18 protein-coding genes and 1 tRNA gene are annotated in these 15695 nt (G+C 69.1%); 15 read left to right on the top strand and 4 right to left on the bottom strand.

The window, feature by feature from the left end; genetic code table 11:
- Positions 1 to 422: 422 nt before the first annotated feature.
- Complete coding sequence (locus AB0E69_RS06940; protein ID WP_360140872.1) at positions 423 to 1145, bottom strand: helix-turn-helix domain-containing protein; 723 nt, start codon at positions 1143 to 1145, stop codon at positions 423 to 425.
- A 77-nt stretch (positions 1146 to 1222) separates the two neighbouring features.
- On the opposite strand from AB0E69_RS06940, the gene AB0E69_RS06935 reads away from it, so the two are divergent.
- Positions 1223 to 2662 (top strand): SDR family oxidoreductase, encoded by a 1440-nt coding sequence (locus tag AB0E69_RS06935; RefSeq protein WP_360140869.1) that lies wholly within the window; start codon positions 1223 to 1225, stop codon positions 2660 to 2662.
- 142 nt (positions 2663 to 2804) lie between these two features.
- On the opposite strand, the gene AB0E69_RS06930 is transcribed toward AB0E69_RS06935, so the two are convergent.
- Positions 2805 to 3158, bottom strand: coding sequence for a MerR family transcriptional regulator (locus tag AB0E69_RS06930; RefSeq protein ID WP_360140866.1), 354 nt, complete (start codon positions 3156 to 3158; stop codon positions 2805 to 2807).
- A gap of 52 nt (positions 3159 to 3210) precedes the next feature.
- Here AB0E69_RS06930 and AB0E69_RS06925 point away from each other — a divergent pair, with 52 nt between their 5' ends.
- The 9 genes from AB0E69_RS06925 (at position 3211) to AB0E69_RS06885 (ending at position 10502) form a co-directional block, all read left to right on the top strand.
- On the top strand, positions 3211 to 4107 hold the full coding sequence (locus tag AB0E69_RS06925; protein ID WP_360140863.1) for an NADP-dependent oxidoreductase: 897 nt from the start codon (positions 3211 to 3213) through the stop codon (positions 4105 to 4107).
- A 9-nt stretch (positions 4108 to 4116) separates the two neighbouring features.
- Positions 4117 to 4500, top strand: coding sequence for a pyridoxamine 5'-phosphate oxidase family protein (locus tag AB0E69_RS06920; protein ID WP_360140860.1), 384 nt, complete (start codon positions 4117 to 4119; stop codon positions 4498 to 4500).
- Positions 4501 to 4883: 383 nt separating this feature from the next.
- On the top strand, positions 4884 to 5633 hold the full coding sequence (locus AB0E69_RS06915) for an FAD:protein FMN transferase (protein WP_360140857.1): 750 nt from the start codon (positions 4884 to 4886) through the stop codon (positions 5631 to 5633).
- Positions 5630 to 6289 carry a response regulator transcription factor gene (locus AB0E69_RS06910; protein WP_360140854.1) on the top strand — a complete coding sequence of 220 codons (660 nt, stop codon included), beginning with the start codon at positions 5630 to 5632 and terminating at the stop codon, positions 6287 to 6289. Before AB0E69_RS06915 ends, AB0E69_RS06910 begins: the two co-directional genes overlap by 4 nt.
- Entirely contained in the window at positions 6286 to 7518 is a 1233-nt protein-coding gene (locus AB0E69_RS06905) for a HAMP domain-containing sensor histidine kinase (protein ID WP_360140851.1), read from the top strand. The genes AB0E69_RS06910 and AB0E69_RS06905 overlap by 4 nt, the downstream gene beginning before the upstream one ends.
- Before the next feature lie 23 nt (positions 7519 to 7541).
- Positions 7542 to 8963 (top strand): ferredoxin reductase family protein, encoded by a 1422-nt coding sequence (locus AB0E69_RS06900; RefSeq protein ID WP_360140848.1) that lies wholly within the window; start codon positions 7542 to 7544, stop codon positions 8961 to 8963.
- A gap of 13 nt (positions 8964 to 8976) precedes the next feature.
- Positions 8977 to 9498, top strand: coding sequence for an FMN-binding protein (locus AB0E69_RS06895; RefSeq protein WP_360140845.1), 522 nt, complete (start codon positions 8977 to 8979; stop codon positions 9496 to 9498).
- Entirely contained in the window at positions 9495 to 9938 is a 444-nt protein-coding gene (locus AB0E69_RS06890; protein ID WP_360140842.1) for an FMN-binding protein, read from the top strand. Before AB0E69_RS06895 ends, AB0E69_RS06890 begins: the two co-directional genes overlap by 4 nt.
- Before the next feature lie 72 nt (positions 9939 to 10010).
- Positions 10011 to 10502: a DUF2231 domain-containing protein gene (locus AB0E69_RS06885; protein ID WP_360140839.1), complete on the top strand. Its 492-nt coding sequence runs from the start codon at positions 10011 to 10013 to the stop codon at positions 10500 to 10502.
- A gap of 207 nt (positions 10503 to 10709) precedes the next feature.
- On the opposite strand, the gene AB0E69_RS06880 is transcribed toward AB0E69_RS06885, so the two are convergent.
- Positions 10710 to 10795: transfer RNA gene (locus tag AB0E69_RS06880), tRNA-Leu, on the bottom strand.
- Between the two features lie 127 nt (positions 10796 to 10922).
- On the opposite strand from AB0E69_RS06880, the gene AB0E69_RS06875 reads away from it, so the two are divergent.
- The 5 genes from AB0E69_RS06875 to AB0E69_RS06855 all read left to right on the top strand — a co-directional run bounded on the left by AB0E69_RS06875 (position 10923) and on the right by AB0E69_RS06855 (position 14479).
- A complete protein-coding gene (locus AB0E69_RS06875; protein WP_360140836.1) occupies positions 10923 to 11411 on the top strand; it encodes a VOC family protein in 489 nt (162 codons plus the stop codon).
- Positions 11412 to 11497: 86 nt separating this feature from the next.
- Positions 11498 to 12199, top strand: a complete 702-nt coding sequence (locus AB0E69_RS06870) for a hypothetical protein (RefSeq protein WP_360140834.1) — start codon at positions 11498 to 11500, stop codon at positions 12197 to 12199.
- Positions 12196 to 12726: a DUF6529 family protein gene (locus AB0E69_RS06865; RefSeq protein ID WP_360140831.1), complete on the top strand. Its 531-nt coding sequence runs from the start codon at positions 12196 to 12198 to the stop codon at positions 12724 to 12726. Before AB0E69_RS06870 ends, AB0E69_RS06865 begins: the two co-directional genes overlap by 4 nt.
- A gap of 12 nt (positions 12727 to 12738) precedes the next feature.
- The gene (locus AB0E69_RS06860) at positions 12739 to 13134 is read left to right on the top strand and encodes a Rieske (2Fe-2S) protein (RefSeq protein WP_360140828.1); all 396 of its coding nucleotides are present in this window, start codon (positions 12739 to 12741) and stop codon (positions 13132 to 13134) included.
- Positions 13135 to 13153: 19 nt separating this feature from the next.
- A complete protein-coding gene (locus AB0E69_RS06855) occupies positions 13154 to 14479 on the top strand; it encodes a M20/M25/M40 family metallo-hydrolase (RefSeq protein WP_360140825.1) in 1326 nt (441 codons plus the stop codon).
- Here the strand turns inward: AB0E69_RS06855 and AB0E69_RS06850 are convergent.
- A complete protein-coding gene (locus tag AB0E69_RS06850) occupies positions 14476 to 15621 on the bottom strand; it encodes a cation:proton antiporter (protein WP_360140822.1) in 1146 nt (381 codons plus the stop codon). The genes AB0E69_RS06855 and AB0E69_RS06850 overlap by 4 nt on opposite strands.
- Between the last annotated feature and the right edge of the window lie 74 nt (positions 15622 to 15695).

Below are 15695 nucleotides of genomic sequence, written 5' to 3'. Positions count from 1 at the left end.
ATGATGAGGCGCGGCTGTGGTCGCGTAACGGCAAGGACTTCACCGCGAGGTCTCCCGACATCGCGCAGGCACTGTCCCGACAGGTACGCAATCGGTTGGCGCCGACCCAGCCGGCATCCTTCATGGTGTTCGACGTCCTGGCGGTCGACAGCACCGACCTCCGTCCCGTCCGATGGACGACGCGGCCCCGCCGCTTGGAGTCACTCGCCGAGAGCTGGCGGCCTTATCTGGACCAAGCAGTTTGTAGGCGGCGTCTCGGCGGGGTGGGTCGTCTTAGCCCATCGGCTCGGATGTCGATGGCGTCGCAGCAGGCCCGTACGTGTCGTGCCACGCCCAGCTGCGTGCAACGACAACGTCACCGCGGTGGGATCCGGCCGGAGTGTCGGTCAAGATACTGCGAACCGAGCGGACACCGAACCGGGTCATGTTTCGGGCGGCGGGTGGCCGCTACCCGCCCGCCCTGGGCGGGAGGTGCCGGGTGAGTGCTGATCTGTGGGGGCGGGGACGCGGACGTTCGCGAGGAGACGGCGTACGACCTCGGGATCGCCGACGATCATGGCACCGGCCGACCTCAGCCCGGCCAGGTCGGCTGCGCCGAGGGCGGCGAGCAGGGCATCCGTCGTGGTGGTCAGGACGGCGTCCGGCTGGTCGGGCGGCTCGTGGGTGACCTCGGCGTCGGACGATGTGAGGCGGACGCCGAACGCGCCGGCGGGGCCGTGGTCGCGTAGTTCGATCCGGAGTGTCGCCTCGGGCTGTTCCGGAGTAGGCACGAAGTAGGTGCGGATGGTCAGCATGGCGCTGTCCACGCTCACGAAGCGCTGTTCCGCGGTCGGCGGGGCGGCCAGCGCCCAGGTGCCAAGTGCGACCACGATCGGCTCGAGTCCGCGGCCCCAGGTGGTCAGCTCATAGACCCGCACATTGCCTGGCGGCACCTGCCGACGGCGTACGACGCCTGCGTGGGCCAGCTCGCGCAGCCGGTCGGACAGCGCGTTCGGGCTTGCGGTCGGGAGGGCCTGCTGGAGGTCGGTGAACCGTTTCGGTCCGAGCAGCAGCTCGCGCACGACGAGCAGCGACCACCGCTCGCCCACGATGTCGAGGCCGCGGGCGATGCCGCAGGCCTGCCGATAACCACGTTGCACCGGCATGGAACACCTCTCCTCTTGGACTTGCTAGATCATAGCAGTCGCTATTAGCCTCATAGTATCGACCTGAGGAGGAACCCTTGTCCACGCCAGCTGCACCCCAGCTCACCGACCGCGAGACTTGGCAGAGGCAACTCGACGAACTCCGCCGCCGCGAGAAGGCGCACACGCGTGAGGGCGACGCGATCGCCGCAGCTCGCCGCCGGCTGCCGATGGTCGAGGTCGACCCAAGCACCCAGCTGGTTGGTGCCGACGGCCCGGTGAACCTGCTTGACGCCTTCGAGGGCAGGACCCACCTGTTCGCGTCGTACCACATGTGGCACACCGGCAGCCCGGCCGCGGACCAGTGTGAGGGCTGCACGTTCTTCACCGGCCAGGTGCTCGAGCTGTCCTACCTGCACTCACGCGACGTGACCTTCGCGGTCTTCTGCCAGGGGCCGTTCCAGGAGACGTCGCGCTATCGCGACTTCATGGGCTGGCAGGCGCCCTGGTACTCGGTGCCCGCGGAGTCGCTCGACTCCCTCGTCGCCGGGCGCGCGTTCGGGATGAAGCGTGCTACCTGCGCCAGGGCGACCGGGTGTTCGAGACCTACTGGGCAACCGGGCGGCCGGCCGCGACGACGACCTCGGCGCCGTCCGTCTCGCCACCAGCAAGCACCACTGCCACTGACGATCGGCACTGACCGATCGGATGAAACAGCCCGCCGAGTGGGCCGGACATATGAGGAGGAAACCATGCTGCTGGAGAACAAGGTGGCCGTGATCTACGGCGGAGGTGGAGCGGTCGGCGGGGCGGTGGCCCGCGCGTTCGCTCGGGAAGGTGCACAACTGTTCCTTGCCGGTCGCACGCTGGTGCCGCTGGAATCGGTGGCTGGTGAGGTGTCGACTGGCGGCAGGTCAGTGGACGTGGCCCAGGTCGACGCGCTGGATGCGGATGCCGTCGAGCGGCATGCCGCGCGCGTGGTCGAGGAAGCCGGGCGGCTGGACGTGTCGTTCAACCTGATCGGTTACGGCCAGACGCAGGGCGCACCGTTGTTGGAGATGGCGCGAGAACGGTTCGTCGGGCCGATCAGCACCGCGATGGAGGCGCACTTCATCACCGCGACCACTGCGGGGCGGTACATGGTTGAGGCCGGGTCGGGCGTGATCCTGGCGCTCACCGCCCAGGCTGCCCGGGTGCCGTACGTCAACACCGGCGGTTTCGGCGTGATCGGCGCGGCGATTGAGGGTTTGTGCCGTCAGCTTGCTGCCGAGCTCGGTCCGCGCGGCGTCCGAGTCGCCTGTCTGCGCTCCGGCGGCTCTCCCGACACGCCCGGTGTAGAGGAGTCATGGACCCAGCACGCCGAGAACGCAGGTGTGTCCAAGGCGGACTGGTGGGCCCAGATGGCCGAGAAGACCGCCTTGCGGCGTCTGCCGATGTTGGCGGACGTGGCGAACGCCGCCGTCCTGCTGGCCTCCGACCATGCCACCGCGATCACGGCGGAGGTCACAAACGTAACCTGCGGCGAGCTCTTCGACTGACCGAGCCTCCAAGAGGTCACGGCTCGCAAAGGAACCGCCACCGGCACACCCTCTCCAGCCCGGTACCGATCACGCCAATCGAGCACCTGAAGAGTTCAGTCAACTAGCCGGTGCCGTCCTCCGCCGCGACACGGCAGCGCGCTCAGCGCGGAGTGGCTTTGATGATGTCGCCGAGGATGGTCTGGGATCGCTGGAGGTTCTCGATCGCGGACTGGACGCGGGCGTGTTCGCCGGCGATGCGGGCACGGGCGTCGGGGCAGGTCGGGGCGACGGTGCCGGCGTCGGTCTCGAGGCAGGGGAGGATCTCGGCGATGGTTGTCGTCGGAAGGCCTGCGCCGAGGAGGCAGCGGATCGTGCCGACCACCTCGGGCGTGTCAGGGCGATAGACGCGATAGCCCTGCGGCGAGCGCTCGGGTGCGAGCAGGCCCTGCTCCTCGTAGTACCGGAGCAGGCGGATGCTCACGCCGGTACGGCGAGACAGTTCACCGATCCGCATGGAACAACAACTCCTTTGCCCTCACATCGATGTGAGTGTTTAGCGTCAGGATATGTCCATCGACACCATCACAGCCGTCCGTATCACCGAACACGGCGGTATCGACCAGCTCACGCTCGTCGACCAGCCGGTCCCGACCACGAGGCCCGGTGAGGTCCTCGTCCGAGTTGTTGCCAGCAGCATCAATCCGGTCGACTGCAAGACGCGCGCCTGGACCGGGATGGGGCCCGAGCTGCCGGCGACGCTCGGCTGGGACCTGGCCGGGATCGTGGTCGAGAGCACGGTCGCGGAGTTCGCGACCGGCGACCGGGTGATCGCCGCCTCGGCGCAGGTGGCCACCGCACGGGGCACCTGGGCCGAGCTCGTCGCGCTGCCGGCGCGGCTCCTGGCCGCCGCCCCTCGCTCGGTCTCGCTGGCCGAGGCTGCGACGCTGCCGCTGGCCGGCCTCACGGCGGCCCAGGGCCTCGATCACCTCGGCCTCCCGACGGGCAGCAGGGTGCTCGTCATCGGTGCCATTGGCGGGGTGGCGCGCCTCTTCGTCCAACTCGCGCTGCTCGCCGGCCACGAGGTCGACGGCGTCGTCTCGCGGGCCGAGCACGTTGCCGCTGGCAAGGAACTCGGACTGGGTACCGTGGTGACCGAGCTCGAGGAGCTGGGTCCGAGGCGGTACGACGCCGTGTTCGACAGCGCCGGGGTCCATCCGGGTGACACTCTGGTCCCTGGCGGGCCGTACCTGTCGATCTCGGACGATCCGTTGCCCGACCTGCCGGGCGCGCGCGGAATGGGAATCCAGGAGGACGGTGCCGGTCTCGCCCGACTGGCCGACCTCGTGGACGCCGGGTCGCTGCGGTTGCGAGTCGCCGAACGGTTCGCCTTGCGGGACATCCGGGCGGCGCACCAGCGGTTCGAGGCCGGCGGACTGGTCGGCAAGGTCGTTATCGAGTTCTGAGGAGAGACCATGCAGACAACACCGGAGATCGAGGCCGTCCTCGCCAAGCCGCTGCACGCGGTGGCGGGGTTCAACCGGCCGGGACATCCGCCGCAGCTGAGTGTCGTGTGGTTCGACTGGGACGGTACGACGTTCCGACTCTCCACCCTCCGCACCCGGCTGAAGTACCGATTGTTCACCCGCGACCCGCACCTGTCGCTGCTGATCAACGATCACGAGACCCTGACGTACGTCGCCGCGGTCGGCGAGGCCCATGAGGAGGGCGGTCACGCGGAACTGGCGAAGCGTCTGTTCGCGCGCTACCTCCCCGGTCAGGACCCCGGCGACAACCCGGCCGACCCCGACCGCGTCGTCCTCGCGCTGACCCCGGAACGTCTCACCTCAGGTTCCTGACCCCGCGTCGGTACGACGCGTCGGAACATCGTCAGGTAGGTCTCTACTTGTCGCGGTGTTCCGGAGACGGGCCGAGAGTTACTCTTCGTTGGGTAGCAGTCAGTTCGGTAAGAATTGGTGGTGGTCATGGCTGGTGCGCGAACGGTTTCAGGACCGGTGCAGGTATTGGCCTGATCCTTCTGTTCCTGCGGCTTCATTGTTACCTCACTCGTTGTTCGTAACAACATCATGAGTGAGTAGAGAGAGCCTTACAAAAGGCACATTGAGGTGCGTGGACGAAAGAGGCGCATCCCAGGAACACCCTTCAGTGGGTTGGACCTTGGAACGTCGTAAGTCCCGATCGCCGGCCGGCGCGGCTCGTTGGCCCGTCGTACGGTGGCGGTATGGCGAGGCGGAGCTGGGTCGAGCAGATCATGGGGCTGCCGGTCAGTGTGCTCGCTCGGGGTGATGGGGCAGGGTCGGGGGACGCCGAGGCGGCGGTGCGGGAGGTTTTCGCGGAGCTGAGCGAGGTCGACCGGGTGTTCTCGCCGTACAAGCCGGACAGTGCAGTGAGTCGCCTGGCTCGCGGTGAGGTGAGCTGGGATGGTGTCGATGCCGCGGTGCGGGACGTGGCTGCGCGGTGTGTCGCGGCCCGCGAACTGACCGGTGGTTTGTTCGACGCGGAGGTGCCCGGCGGTGGGTGGGATCCTTCGGGGCTGGTGAAGGGCTGGGCGGTCGAGCGGGCCGGCGACTGCTTGCGGAAGGTCGACGGGGTGGACTGGTGCCTGAACGCGGGCGGCGACGTGCTCGTGCTGTGTCCGAGTGGCGAGCCCTTCACGGTCGGCATCCAGGACCCGCGCGATCCCGGGCGGGTCGTCACGAGCGTCGCGCAGACCGGGGGAGCGGTGGCCACCAGTGGGACCGCGGCCCGCGGCGCACACCTGTACGATCCGCGTACCGGCGGTCCGGCAGCATCGCGGTGGTTGTCGATCTCGGTGTCCGGGCCGTCCTTGGAGTACGCCGATGTCCTCGCCACGGCCGCGTTCGTGGCGGCCGACGGCTGGCCGGAAGTGATCGAGGTACTGCCGGGGTACCCAGGTCTCGGGGTCCTTGCTGATGGCACCTTGTTCGCGACGGCCGGGTGGGGTGGATGACGGCACAGGTGCTGCTGGTCGAGGACGACGACGACCTTGCCGGTCTCCTGGGCCGGGTGCTGACCGACGAGGGGTACGCCGTCACGCGGGCGGCCGACGGCCACACCGGTCTGCACCTCGCCTTGACCCGCTCGGTGGACGCGATGATCGTCGACCGTGGTCTGCCGGCCGTCGAGGGTCTCGATCTGATCGCGCGGCTGCGCAGTCGCGGCATCAGCACCCCGATTCTGGTGCTGTCGGCACGGAACAGCACGCAGGACCGCGTCGATGGTCTCGACGCCGGCGCCGAGGACTACCTCACCAAGCCCTTCGAGCTGACCGAGTTGCTGGCGCGGCTGCGGGCGTTGCTGCGGCGGCACCTGGATCGGGCGGTCGAGCTCGCCGTACCGGGTGGTTCGCTGGACATCGCCGGCCGGACGGTGCGGCGTACCGACGGAGAGTTTGTCGAGTTGTCGGAGCGGGAGACGGCGTTGCTCGCGTTGCTGGCGGCGCGGCCTGGTGTCGTGTTCAGCCGGGCGGAGCTGCTCGAGAGAGTCTTCGGCGAGGCCGAGTCAGAGACCGTTGTGGATACGTACGTGCATTACTGCCGGCGGAAGCTGGGCCGAGGCGTGATCAGCACAGTTCGCGGGCTCGGCTACCGGTTGGGGAGCTCATGAGTGGGCGGCCGATCGGGGACGAGGTGCTGGTTCACCGGGCAGCTCGTGGCGTCGCCGTCCAGGCCGCCGGACTGGTCGCGGCGGCAATGCTCGTGCTGACCGCTTTGGTCACGCTGGTGGTCGTCCGTGGACAGGCAGGTGCGGCGGACGACCTGCTGCGGTCTGCCGTTGCCACGGCCGACGACGTCGGTGATCCGCCCGCAGGCACCTGGTTGGTCATCAGCGGTCCGTCCGGCACGAGCACGACAGCCGGTCTGCCGGACGATCTGCTCCCCGAGTTGACCGGTCTACGGAGCAGAGCCACCGAGCAGGTCCAGCTGCTGACCGTCGAGAACGAGGAGGGCGAGTTCCGCATCGCCACCGGGGTCGCCCACGGCCGCCGGGTGCAGGCGGTGCTGGACCTGGCCGCCGCGCACCGGGAACGGGCTCGACTGCTGCAGGCCATGGGGTTCGCGGCAGCGCTCGGCCTGTTACTGGCCGGCCTCCTGGGCGTCCTGATCGGTCGACGCGCAGTGCGACCGCTCGCACAAGCGCTGACGCTTCAGCGTGCGTTCGTGGCCGACGCGGGCCACGAGCTGCGGACACCCCTGACGTTGCTGAGCACTCGCGCGCAGGTCCTCGGCCGGGCGTTGCGTCGTAACGGCGCCAGTGCGGAAATTCTCGGCGACGCGGATGGTGTGGTCGACGACACGCGCCGGCTCGCGGAGGTGGTCGACGATCTGCTGGCGGCGGCTGATCCCCGGGGCGCCGAGAATCACGAGCCGGTCGATCTGGTCAGGATCGCCGAGGCAGTGGCCGCGAGTGCGGGGGCGCACGCCGAGCAGGCCGGCGTACGGCTGCGCTGGACCTCGGACAGTGAGATCGCGCTCGCCCTTGGTGTGTCCAGCGCGATCCGGCGAGCGACGATCGCCCTGGTGGACAACGCGATCGACCACACGCCAGCAGGTGGTGAGGTGCGCGTCGTCGTACGGCGACAGCGTGGCGACGTGATCCTGGCGGTCAGCGACACCGGTCCCGGGATCGGGCCGGAGGCCGCGCAACGGGTGCTGCGCCGGTTCGACTCGGGCGGCCATCGGGCGGGCCGGGCTCACTACGGACTCGGCCTTGCCCTTGCACACGACGTAGCCAACCGGCTCGGGGGACAGCTCCGGCTCGCGCCGAGCGAGGTCGGGGCGACCTTCGAGCTGGCGTTGCCAGCAATCACGCAGGAAGGTCCAAGGAACGACTAAGAATCCGCGGTCATCGTCAGAGCATGACGTCGAGCGGTCCTGAGCAGGCGGTGAGCCGCCCATGGACCGCGCATGCCCGGCGCCGCCCGCGCCGGACCCCGGACTGGTGGCGGGACGCCGTGGGCGTGCTGTGCTGGGGAAACGTGCTGGTGGTGGTCGTGCTCTGGGTGTCCGGGCGCGGGCTTCAGAATTGGGCGACCGGGCCCGCGGACCTGCTCACCTCGCTCGGCAGGTTGTCGGGTCTGATCGCCGCGGATCTGCTGCTGGTGCAGGTCTTCCTGATGGCACGGGTGCCGGTGATCGAGCGCAGCTACGGTCAGGACGAGTTGGCCAGGCGGCACCGGCTGGTCGGCTTCTGGTCGTTCAACCTGCTGCTGGTGCATATCGCCACGATCCTGGTCGGCTACACATTGCGCGACCACAGCGATCTGGTCCGCGAGACGTGGTCCGTGGTCACGACGTACAGAGGGATGCTGCTGGCTACGGCGGCGTCGATCGCGCTGACCCTGGCTGTGGTCACGTCGGTCCGGGCGGCACGGCGTGCGCTGCGGTACGAGTCGTGGCATCTGCTGCATCTGTATGCCTATGTCGGTGTCGGGTTGTCGGTGCCGCACGAGATCTGGACCGGTGCGGATTTCACGACGTCACCGCTGGCGCGGGTCTACTGGTGGTCGGCGTACGGCGTGGCCGCCGGCGCGATCGCGTTGTACAGGTTGGCGCTGCCGCTGTGGCGGACGGTTCGGCACGGGCTGACGGTGCGCGAGGTGATCCCCGAGGGACCGGGTGTGGTGACGGTGCAGCTGGGCGGGCGGGGATTGCACCGGATGCCGGTCCGGGCTGGTCAGTACTTCGTCTTCCGCTTCCTCGACGGGCCGGGATGGTCGCGAGGCAACCCGTACTCGCTCTCGGCGTCGCCTGCACCGGACCGGCTGCGCGTGACGGCCAGGGTGGCGGGGGACGGCAGCAGCCGGCTCGCCGGGCTCCGGCCGGGGACGAAGGTCGCGATCGAGGGACCGTACGGACGGCTGACCGCCGAGCGGCGGGCGACGGACCGGGTCGCGATGTTCGCCTGCGGAATCGGGATCACGCCGCTGCGGGCGTTGCTCGAAGATCTCGAGTACCGGCCCGGCGACGCGGTGCTGGTGTACCGCGCGCACGCGGAGGCCGACCTCGTGTTCCGCGACGAGCTCGAGCAGCTGGCCAGGCGCCGGGGGATCACGCTGCACTACCTGCTCGGCGCCCGGCTCCGGAATCGGACGTCGTGGCTGCCGGAAGGCCTGTGGAACTGGTCGGACGTGGACGCGATGCGGCGGGTGGTCCCGGGAATCGAGCAGTACGACGTCTATGTCTGCGGACCGGACCCGTGGATGGATGCGGTGTACGCCGCGGCGCGGGCCAACCGGGTGCCGACGGGCCAGCTGCACCTGGAGCGTTTCTCGTGGTGAGAGGAGTGTCCGGATGAGACGCGGGACGAGGCTGGTGATGACCGTCGCGACGACCGCGGTGGCAGCGGTTGCGTACCGGGCCGGAGCTCAGCCGCGGGCCGTGTCGGGGACGGCGAGCTCGCAGCCCACTATCCGTCCGTCAGCTACGCAGCCCACTGCAACGCCGCGCCGGACGACTCCGACGGCCACACCGACGACCAGGCCTCGGGTGACGGCGTCGACCCGGACTCCCGCGCCTTCGTCCACGCCCCTGACCGTGGCGGGTGACGTCGTCGACACGCAGTACGGGCCGGTCCAGGTCGAGATCACGGTGCGCGCCGGCCGTATCACGAAGGCCCGCGCGCTGCGGCGACCGAGCGGCGACGGTCAGACCGACCAGATCAACGGCTACGCGATCCCGCAGCTGGACCGGCAAGCCGTCGCGGCGCAGAGTGCGCAGCTCGACACCGTGTCCGGGGCAACATTCACTTCGGACGGTTACAGCCGATCGTTGCAGTCGGCAATCGACGCGGTGCACCGGTCAGGTGCGCGATGAGCGTGCACTCGGCCCGGCTGCGGCGCAACGCGGTGGTCGCCGGCGCGAGCGGCGTACTGATCGTCTTGCTGTTCCTCTACCCGACGAGCCGCAACCACGTGGACGCCCCAGCGGTATCGGCGGCTACACCGGGGATCGTGAGTACGTCGCCCGGGAGCGCCGACGTGACCGTCAACGGGGCGTCGGTGGACACGCGGTACGGGCCCATCCAGGTCAGCGTGACGATCCGGGCACACAAGCTGGTCGCCGTGAGGGCGGTCGTCTACCCGTCGTCGAGCGGCCGGGACCGTGAGATCAACTCGTACGCGCTGCCGCAGCTCGAGCAGGAAGCAGTCGCGGCGCAGAGCGCACAGCTCGACACGGTGTCGGGGGCAACGTTCACATCGGACGGCTACCGGCAGTCGCTCCAGTCGGCCCTGGACGCGGCCCACTTCAGCTGAAACTCCAAGAAAACCCCAAGATCCTGCTGCAAGCCTGAGGTCCTCGACCACAACCGACCAAAGGGACCCCCGATGCAGACAGTCAACGGTCTCCCCGCCCACGTGCTCCTCGTGCACGCCGTCGTCGTCCTGCTTCCACTCGCGGCGGCACTGCTCGTGCTCACCGCGCTCTGGCCGGCGGCGAAACGCCGCCTGGCGGGTCCGAACGCGATCCTGTCGCTGCTCGTCGTCGTCCTGGTCCCGATCACTACGAACGCCGGCGAATGGCTGGAGGGTCGCCTGACCCCGAATCCTTTGATCCAGCACCACGCCGAGCTCGGCGACACTGCCATCTACGCGGCGACCGCGGTAGCCGTGGTGGCCGTCGCCCTCTGGTGGCGGCAACGCGAGTCCACCGGCCGTACCCCGACGAACCGGCACTACCTGGCACCAGCCTCAACCGTGCTCACCGCCACCCTGACGGCAGTGGCCGTGCTGGTCGGTGGTGTCGCGGTGTACGACGTGGTCCGCATCGGCGACTCCGGCGCCAAGGCAAGCTGGACCAACTGGGCCGCCCACCGCTGAATCGCGTGAGCGGTACAACGCGGCTGTCGGGGAGAGGCGCTCTGCCGAGGCGGCGGTGGCGGCTACGTCGAGTGACAGCGGTCTTGGTCGTTAAGAACTTGGGATTTACTTGGAACGCGCTGGATGCTGAGGAGCTCGGCGGGCTCTACTCTTCGCTTCGGTGTTGCTGGTCTGTCCCCATGTCAAGCACATGGTGGACCGGGTTTGTGTCCGAGGGGGGACTTGAACCCCCACGCCCCGTAAAGGGCACTAGCACCTCAAGCTAGCGCGTCTGCCTATTCCGCCACCCGGACGAGTGGTCTGACCGCTGGTGCGGTGCTGACCGGAGAACAGTAGCAAACTCCAGGGGTGGAATTCACATCGGGTGGGTGGGGGTGTCTGATGGTGGTGTTGGGGACCGAGTGAAGGGTGGGCGGGGCGATGGGTGAGGTCGATCTGGTGGCGATCGAGGCGGAGCGGGAGCGGATTCGGGGGGCGTATCTGAAGGCCGGCGGCCGGTCGTCGGCGCGTGGGCTGCATCACACTGCGTTACTGTGTTCGGACGTCGAGCGGACGGTGCAGTTCTACCAGGGGGTGCTCGGGTTTCCGTTGACGGAGATCGTCGGGAACCGGGACTACGAGGGTTCGAACCATTTCTTCTTCGACATCGGGAACGGGAACCTGCTCGCGTTCTTCGACTTCCCGGGGCTCGAGCTCGGGCCGTACGCCGAGGTGCTCGGCGGCCTGCACCACCTGGCGATCTCGGTCGAGCCGGCGAACTGGGCACGGCTGAAGGACAACCTGGACCAGGCCGGCGTCGAGTACCTCGAGGAGAGCGGTACGTCGCTCTACTTCCGCGACCCCGACGGCGCGCGGATCGAGCTGATCGCGGACCCGCTGGGGGAGATGTACGGACTCAAGGTGCTCTGAACCGCTGAGGCGTTGACCACGTACTGAGAGGGCGGGATCCTCGTCTCGGGGCGAGGACGGGGCAGGACGAGGCTCGGGGTGGGGCGATGGGACAGCGCAGTCCGCTGGTGACGCTGGCGGCTACCGGTGTGGGCCTGCTTGCGCTGCTGGTGGTCGACAGCACGCAGGCGGGCGGCGCCACGCCTGCTGCTGACGGTACGGCGAACGCGGGTCCGACCAGTGCGCCTGCCTCCCAGCCCAGCACGCCCAGCAGCTCGCCGAGCACCGCGCAGCCCAGTACTACGGAACCCACAGCGACGGTCACGCCAAGTCGGGCGACGCCGGCCGCGCAGGTGGTGGTCTACGTGGGCCGGACCGCCGGACGCGAGGCGACGCTTGCCGTTGCGGTCAAGGGCGGGCGTGCCGTGGCGTACGTGTGTGACGGGCGCCGGGTCGAGGCGTGGCTGACCGGGACGTTCACCAATGGTCAACTCGCGCTGCGCTCCAAGACAGGGGATCGGCTGACGGGGTCGGCGACGGCTAAGACCGCGGCGGGGGAGTTGACCGTGCGCGGGCGCGCGCTTCGCTTCACCGCAAGCCTCGCCGGTCCACCGGCCGGCCTCTACCGGGCGAGGAACAGCAAATCCACCATCGGCTGGATCATCCTGCCCGACGGCTCCCAGGTAGGCATCGACAACGACGGCACACCCGACGCGGCACCACGCCTGGACCCAGCCACCCGCACAGCAACGGTGAACGGCCAAGCGGTCACCGCCCAGCCCATCGCCGGAGACGAGACCCTCCAATGAGCACCACCTCGAGCACAAGCAGCGTCAGAACCATCGTGATCCCGCTGGTGGCGGGAGCTGCAGTGGCCGTCGCTCTGGGCGTCTATGCAAGAGTGCACGAGCCAACTGGCGTAGCGATCAACATCGCCGGCTTCTCCAGCTTCCAAGCGGTCAAGGCATGGCTGGCCACCCTCGCCGCACTCCTAGGTGTCGTCCAGCTGATCTCCGCCGCCGCCCTCTACCGAGGCGCCAAGGTCGGCCCCCTGCACAGGTGGTCCGGCAGAGCCGCCGTCGCCGTCAGCCTGCCTGTAGTGGCGCACTGCCTTTACGCCCTCGGCTTCGAGTACGGCGAGCCGCGCGTCCTCATCCACTCGCTCCTCGGCTGTTTCTTCTACGGCGCCTTCGTCGTGAAGATGCTGACCCTCACCCGCAAAGACGCACCGCGCTGGCTGCTCCCGGTCGCGGGCGGTGCTGTGTTCACCGCCCTGATCGGCGTCTGGCTGACCAGCGCGCTCTGGTTCTTCACCACCTTTGGCATCAAACGCTGAAAGGACCTACCCGTGGACGCTCCCAGTCGCCGCACGATCCTGACGGCCGCCGGACTAGCCACGCTGTCCGGCTGCGCGAAGTACGGCGAACCCAGCGGCAGCCCGGCCCCGGCGCCGGCCAACGCCGTACTCGGCAAGACCACCGACATCCCGGTCGGCGGCGGCTTGATCTTCGCGCCGCAGCGGATCGTGGTGACGCAGCCGACCAAGGGCACGTTCAAGGCGTTCAGCTCGATCTGCACCCATCAGAGCTGCCCGGTGGCGAGCGTCGCGAACGGCACCATCAACTGCGACTGCCACGGCAGCAAGTACGCGATCGCCACCGGCGCGGTCGTCGCCGGCCCGGCGCCGCGTCCGCTGCCGCCGGAACAGATCACGATCTCGGGTGACAGCATCACGCTGACCTGAGGATGGCAGGATGGTCGCCATGACGACCTCCAGCGACCGTACGTCGTACACCCCCGACGCCGAGGTGGTGGAGCTCTGCAGCGAGCTGATCCGGATCGACACCACGAACTACGGCAACGGCAAGAGCAACGGCGAACGCGTGGCCGCGGAGTACGTCGCCGCGAAGCTGGACGAGGTCGGGATCGAGTCGACGATCTACGAGTCGGAGCCGGGCCGCGCGACGCTGGTCGCGCACTGGGACGGCGAGGACCAGAGTGCGGACCCGTTGCTCGTGCACGGGCACCTGGACGTCGTACCGGCGGATCCGAAGGACTGGAAGGTCGACCCCTTCGCCGGCGAGATCTTCGACGGCTGCGTCTGGGGTCGCGGCGCGGTCGACATGAAGGACTTCGACGCGATGGTCCTGTCCGTGGTCCGCGCCCGGCAGCGCGCCGGGGTCAAGCCGCGGCGCCCGGTGCGCCTGGTCTTCACGGCCGACGAGGAAGCCGGCGGCGTGTACGGCGCGCAGTGGCTGATCAACAACCATCCGGACACGATCGCGGACTGCACCGAGGGCATCGGCGAGGTCGGCGGGTTCTCGATCACGGTCAAGGACGACCTCCGGCTGTACCTGATCGAGACGGCCGAGAAGGGCATGAACTGGATGCGGCTCAAGGCCCGCGGTACAGCGGGGCACGGGTCGATGGTCAACAACGACAACGCGGTCACCAACCTGGTGGAGGCGGTGACCCGGATCGGTGGTCACGAGTGGCCGCTGCGGGTGACGCCGACGGTCCGCGAGTTCCTGAAGACGCTCGAGGATGTGCTCGGGACCGAGCTCGACCCGGACGACATGACCGCGACGCTGGCCAAGCTGGGCAGCTTCAGCCGGATGTTCGGGGCAACGATCCGGAACACGGCGAACCCGACGATGCTGAACGCCGGCTACAAGGTGAACGTGATCCCGGGTGACGCCGAGGCGCACATCGACGGCCGCTTCCTGCCCGGCTTCGAGGACGAGTTCTACGCGACGATCGACGAGCTGATCGGCGACAAGGTGCAGCGCGAGACCGTGGTCACGGACATCGCGCTGGAGACCGAGTTCAGCGGCGGACTGGTCGAGGCGATGCAGGCGTGCCTCGCGGCCGAGGACCCGCAGAGCCGGACGGCGCCGCTGCTGATGTCGGGCGGCACCGATGCCAAGTCCTGGAGCCGCCTCGGCGTCCGTTGCTTCGGATTCGTACCGCTGCAGCTCCCGCCGGAGCTGGACTTCATGGGCATGTTCCACGGCATCGACGAGCGCGTCCCGACGGCATCGCTGGAGTTCGGCTCGCGAGTCCTGGACCGGTTCCTCGACGAGGCCTAGACCTTGCCTTGAGCAACGAGGCCACGGCGTACGGCGAGGCCGCCGGCGATTGTGCTCACGGCGATCGTGACCAGGGCGCCGACGATCAATGCGGCCGGTTCGCCTGACTTCAGGACGTGCAGGGTCGTGCCGACGGTGGCTGCCGCGACCGGTACGCCGAGTTGCGCGGCCGAGAGCGCTGCGATACTCAGTGGCTGCCGGGTGAGCACCCCGCTGAGGTGACTGATCAGCGCGCCGGCGCCGAGCGCCAAGCCGAGGCCGAGCAGCGCCGGATGCGCGCCCAGCTCTCGAAGGTCCAAGGAGGCGCCGAGCCAGACGAAGAAGACCGGGCCGAGGAAGCCTTCGGTCAGCGCGAACAGCTGCCGGGCCAGCCGGCGCGGCTCTCCGACAGCGGCCACGGCTAGGCCGAGCACGAAGCCGGCCAGCATGATCGATACGTGCGTCGCGGTCGCGAGGCCGGCCAGCGCGAACAGCACGAGCAGACTGACCCGCAGCTCGATCGTGAGGTGCTGGTCCTCGGACACGTCGTGGACCCGACGACGTACGCCGCTCCGCTCGACCCGGCTCAGCAACACGTACGCGATCACTCCCGCAGCGATCACCGCCAGTGCGCCGAGTGCAGCCCGTCCCGCGTGCCGAGGATCGATCGCCAACGGAAGCGCCACGATGCACGCGGCGTCGGCGAGCGCGACCTGCGGGAGCAGTTCGACCACTGCAGTACCGCCGAGCCCTAGCGAGTCGACGATCGGCAGGATCAGGGCGGCTGAGGACGACGCCATCAGTACGGCGTAGAGCGCGACGTGCCCGGTGTCGAAGAGCGCGTTCAGCCCGAACGCCAGACCGGTGGCGACCACGCCGGTGATCACCGCACGGAGTACGCCGGGACGAATCGCGCGCCGCAGACCGGCATCGCGCACCGGAACGTGCGTCCCGGCGACGAACATCACCAGCCCGAACCCGATCTCCGCGAGGAACGTGAATCGCTCGTCGGCCGCGTCCAGGTACCCGATCCCGGTCCGGCCGAGCAGCACGCCGGCGAGCAGCTCACCGAGGACCACCGGCACGTGCCAGTTACGCCGTACCGCAAGCAGCGGCCCGAGCAACCCGACCGCCACCACGACCGCCAGCATCGTGAAGCTCATCCGACCATAGTGACCCCAACCGCCCCGATCGAGGTGGACGCCCGCCCGGGACAGGCGGGTCTGAAAGAGTGGAC

It is taken from the genome of Kribbella sp. NPDC026611, assembly GCF_040638345.1.
Classification (GTDB): Bacteria; Actinomycetota; Actinomycetes; order Propionibacteriales; family Kribbellaceae; genus Kribbella.
This window is presented reverse-complemented; position numbering and strand designations above follow the sequence as displayed.

Coding starts and splice junctions, on each gene's coding strand:
- AB0E69_RS06900 (WP_360140848.1), top strand. CDS start 7,542: ATGACGTCGAGCGGTCCTGAGCAGGCGGTGAGCCGCCCATGGACCGCG.
- AB0E69_RS06850 (WP_360140822.1), bottom strand. CDS start 15,621: ATGAGCTTCACGATGCTGGCGGTCGTGGTGGCGGTCGGGTTGCTCGGG.
- AB0E69_RS06870 (WP_360140834.1), top strand. CDS start 11,498: ATGGGACAGCGCAGTCCGCTGGTGACGCTGGCGGCTACCGGTGTGGGC.
- AB0E69_RS06915 (WP_360140857.1), top strand. CDS start 4,884: ATGGCGAGGCGGAGCTGGGTCGAGCAGATCATGGGGCTGCCGGTCAGT.
- AB0E69_RS06885 (WP_360140839.1), top strand. CDS start 10,011: ATGCAGACAGTCAACGGTCTCCCCGCCCACGTGCTCCTCGTGCACGCC.
- AB0E69_RS06905 (WP_360140851.1), top strand. CDS start 6,286: ATGAGTGGGCGGCCGATCGGGGACGAGGTGCTGGTTCACCGGGCAGCT.
- AB0E69_RS06890 (WP_360140842.1), top strand. CDS start 9,495: ATGAGCGTGCACTCGGCCCGGCTGCGGCGCAACGCGGTGGTCGCCGGC.
- AB0E69_RS06910 (WP_360140854.1), top strand. CDS start 5,630: ATGACGGCACAGGTGCTGCTGGTCGAGGACGACGACGACCTTGCCGGT.
- AB0E69_RS06895 (WP_360140845.1), top strand. CDS start 8,977: ATGAGACGCGGGACGAGGCTGGTGATGACCGTCGCGACGACCGCGGTG.
- AB0E69_RS06925 (WP_360140863.1), top strand. CDS start 3,211: ATGTCCATCGACACCATCACAGCCGTCCGTATCACCGAACACGGCGGT.
- AB0E69_RS06855 (WP_360140825.1), top strand. CDS start 13,154: ATGACGACCTCCAGCGACCGTACGTCGTACACCCCCGACGCCGAGGTG.
- AB0E69_RS06865 (WP_360140831.1), top strand. CDS start 12,196: ATGAGCACCACCTCGAGCACAAGCAGCGTCAGAACCATCGTGATCCCG.
- AB0E69_RS06940 (WP_360140872.1), bottom strand. CDS start 1,145: ATGCCGGTGCAACGTGGTTATCGGCAGGCCTGCGGCATCGCCCGCGGC.
- AB0E69_RS06875 (WP_360140836.1), top strand. CDS start 10,923: ATGGGTGAGGTCGATCTGGTGGCGATCGAGGCGGAGCGGGAGCGGATT.
- AB0E69_RS06920 (WP_360140860.1), top strand. CDS start 4,117: ATGCAGACAACACCGGAGATCGAGGCCGTCCTCGCCAAGCCGCTGCAC.
- AB0E69_RS06930 (WP_360140866.1), bottom strand. CDS start 3,158: ATGCGGATCGGTGAACTGTCTCGCCGTACCGGCGTGAGCATCCGCCTG.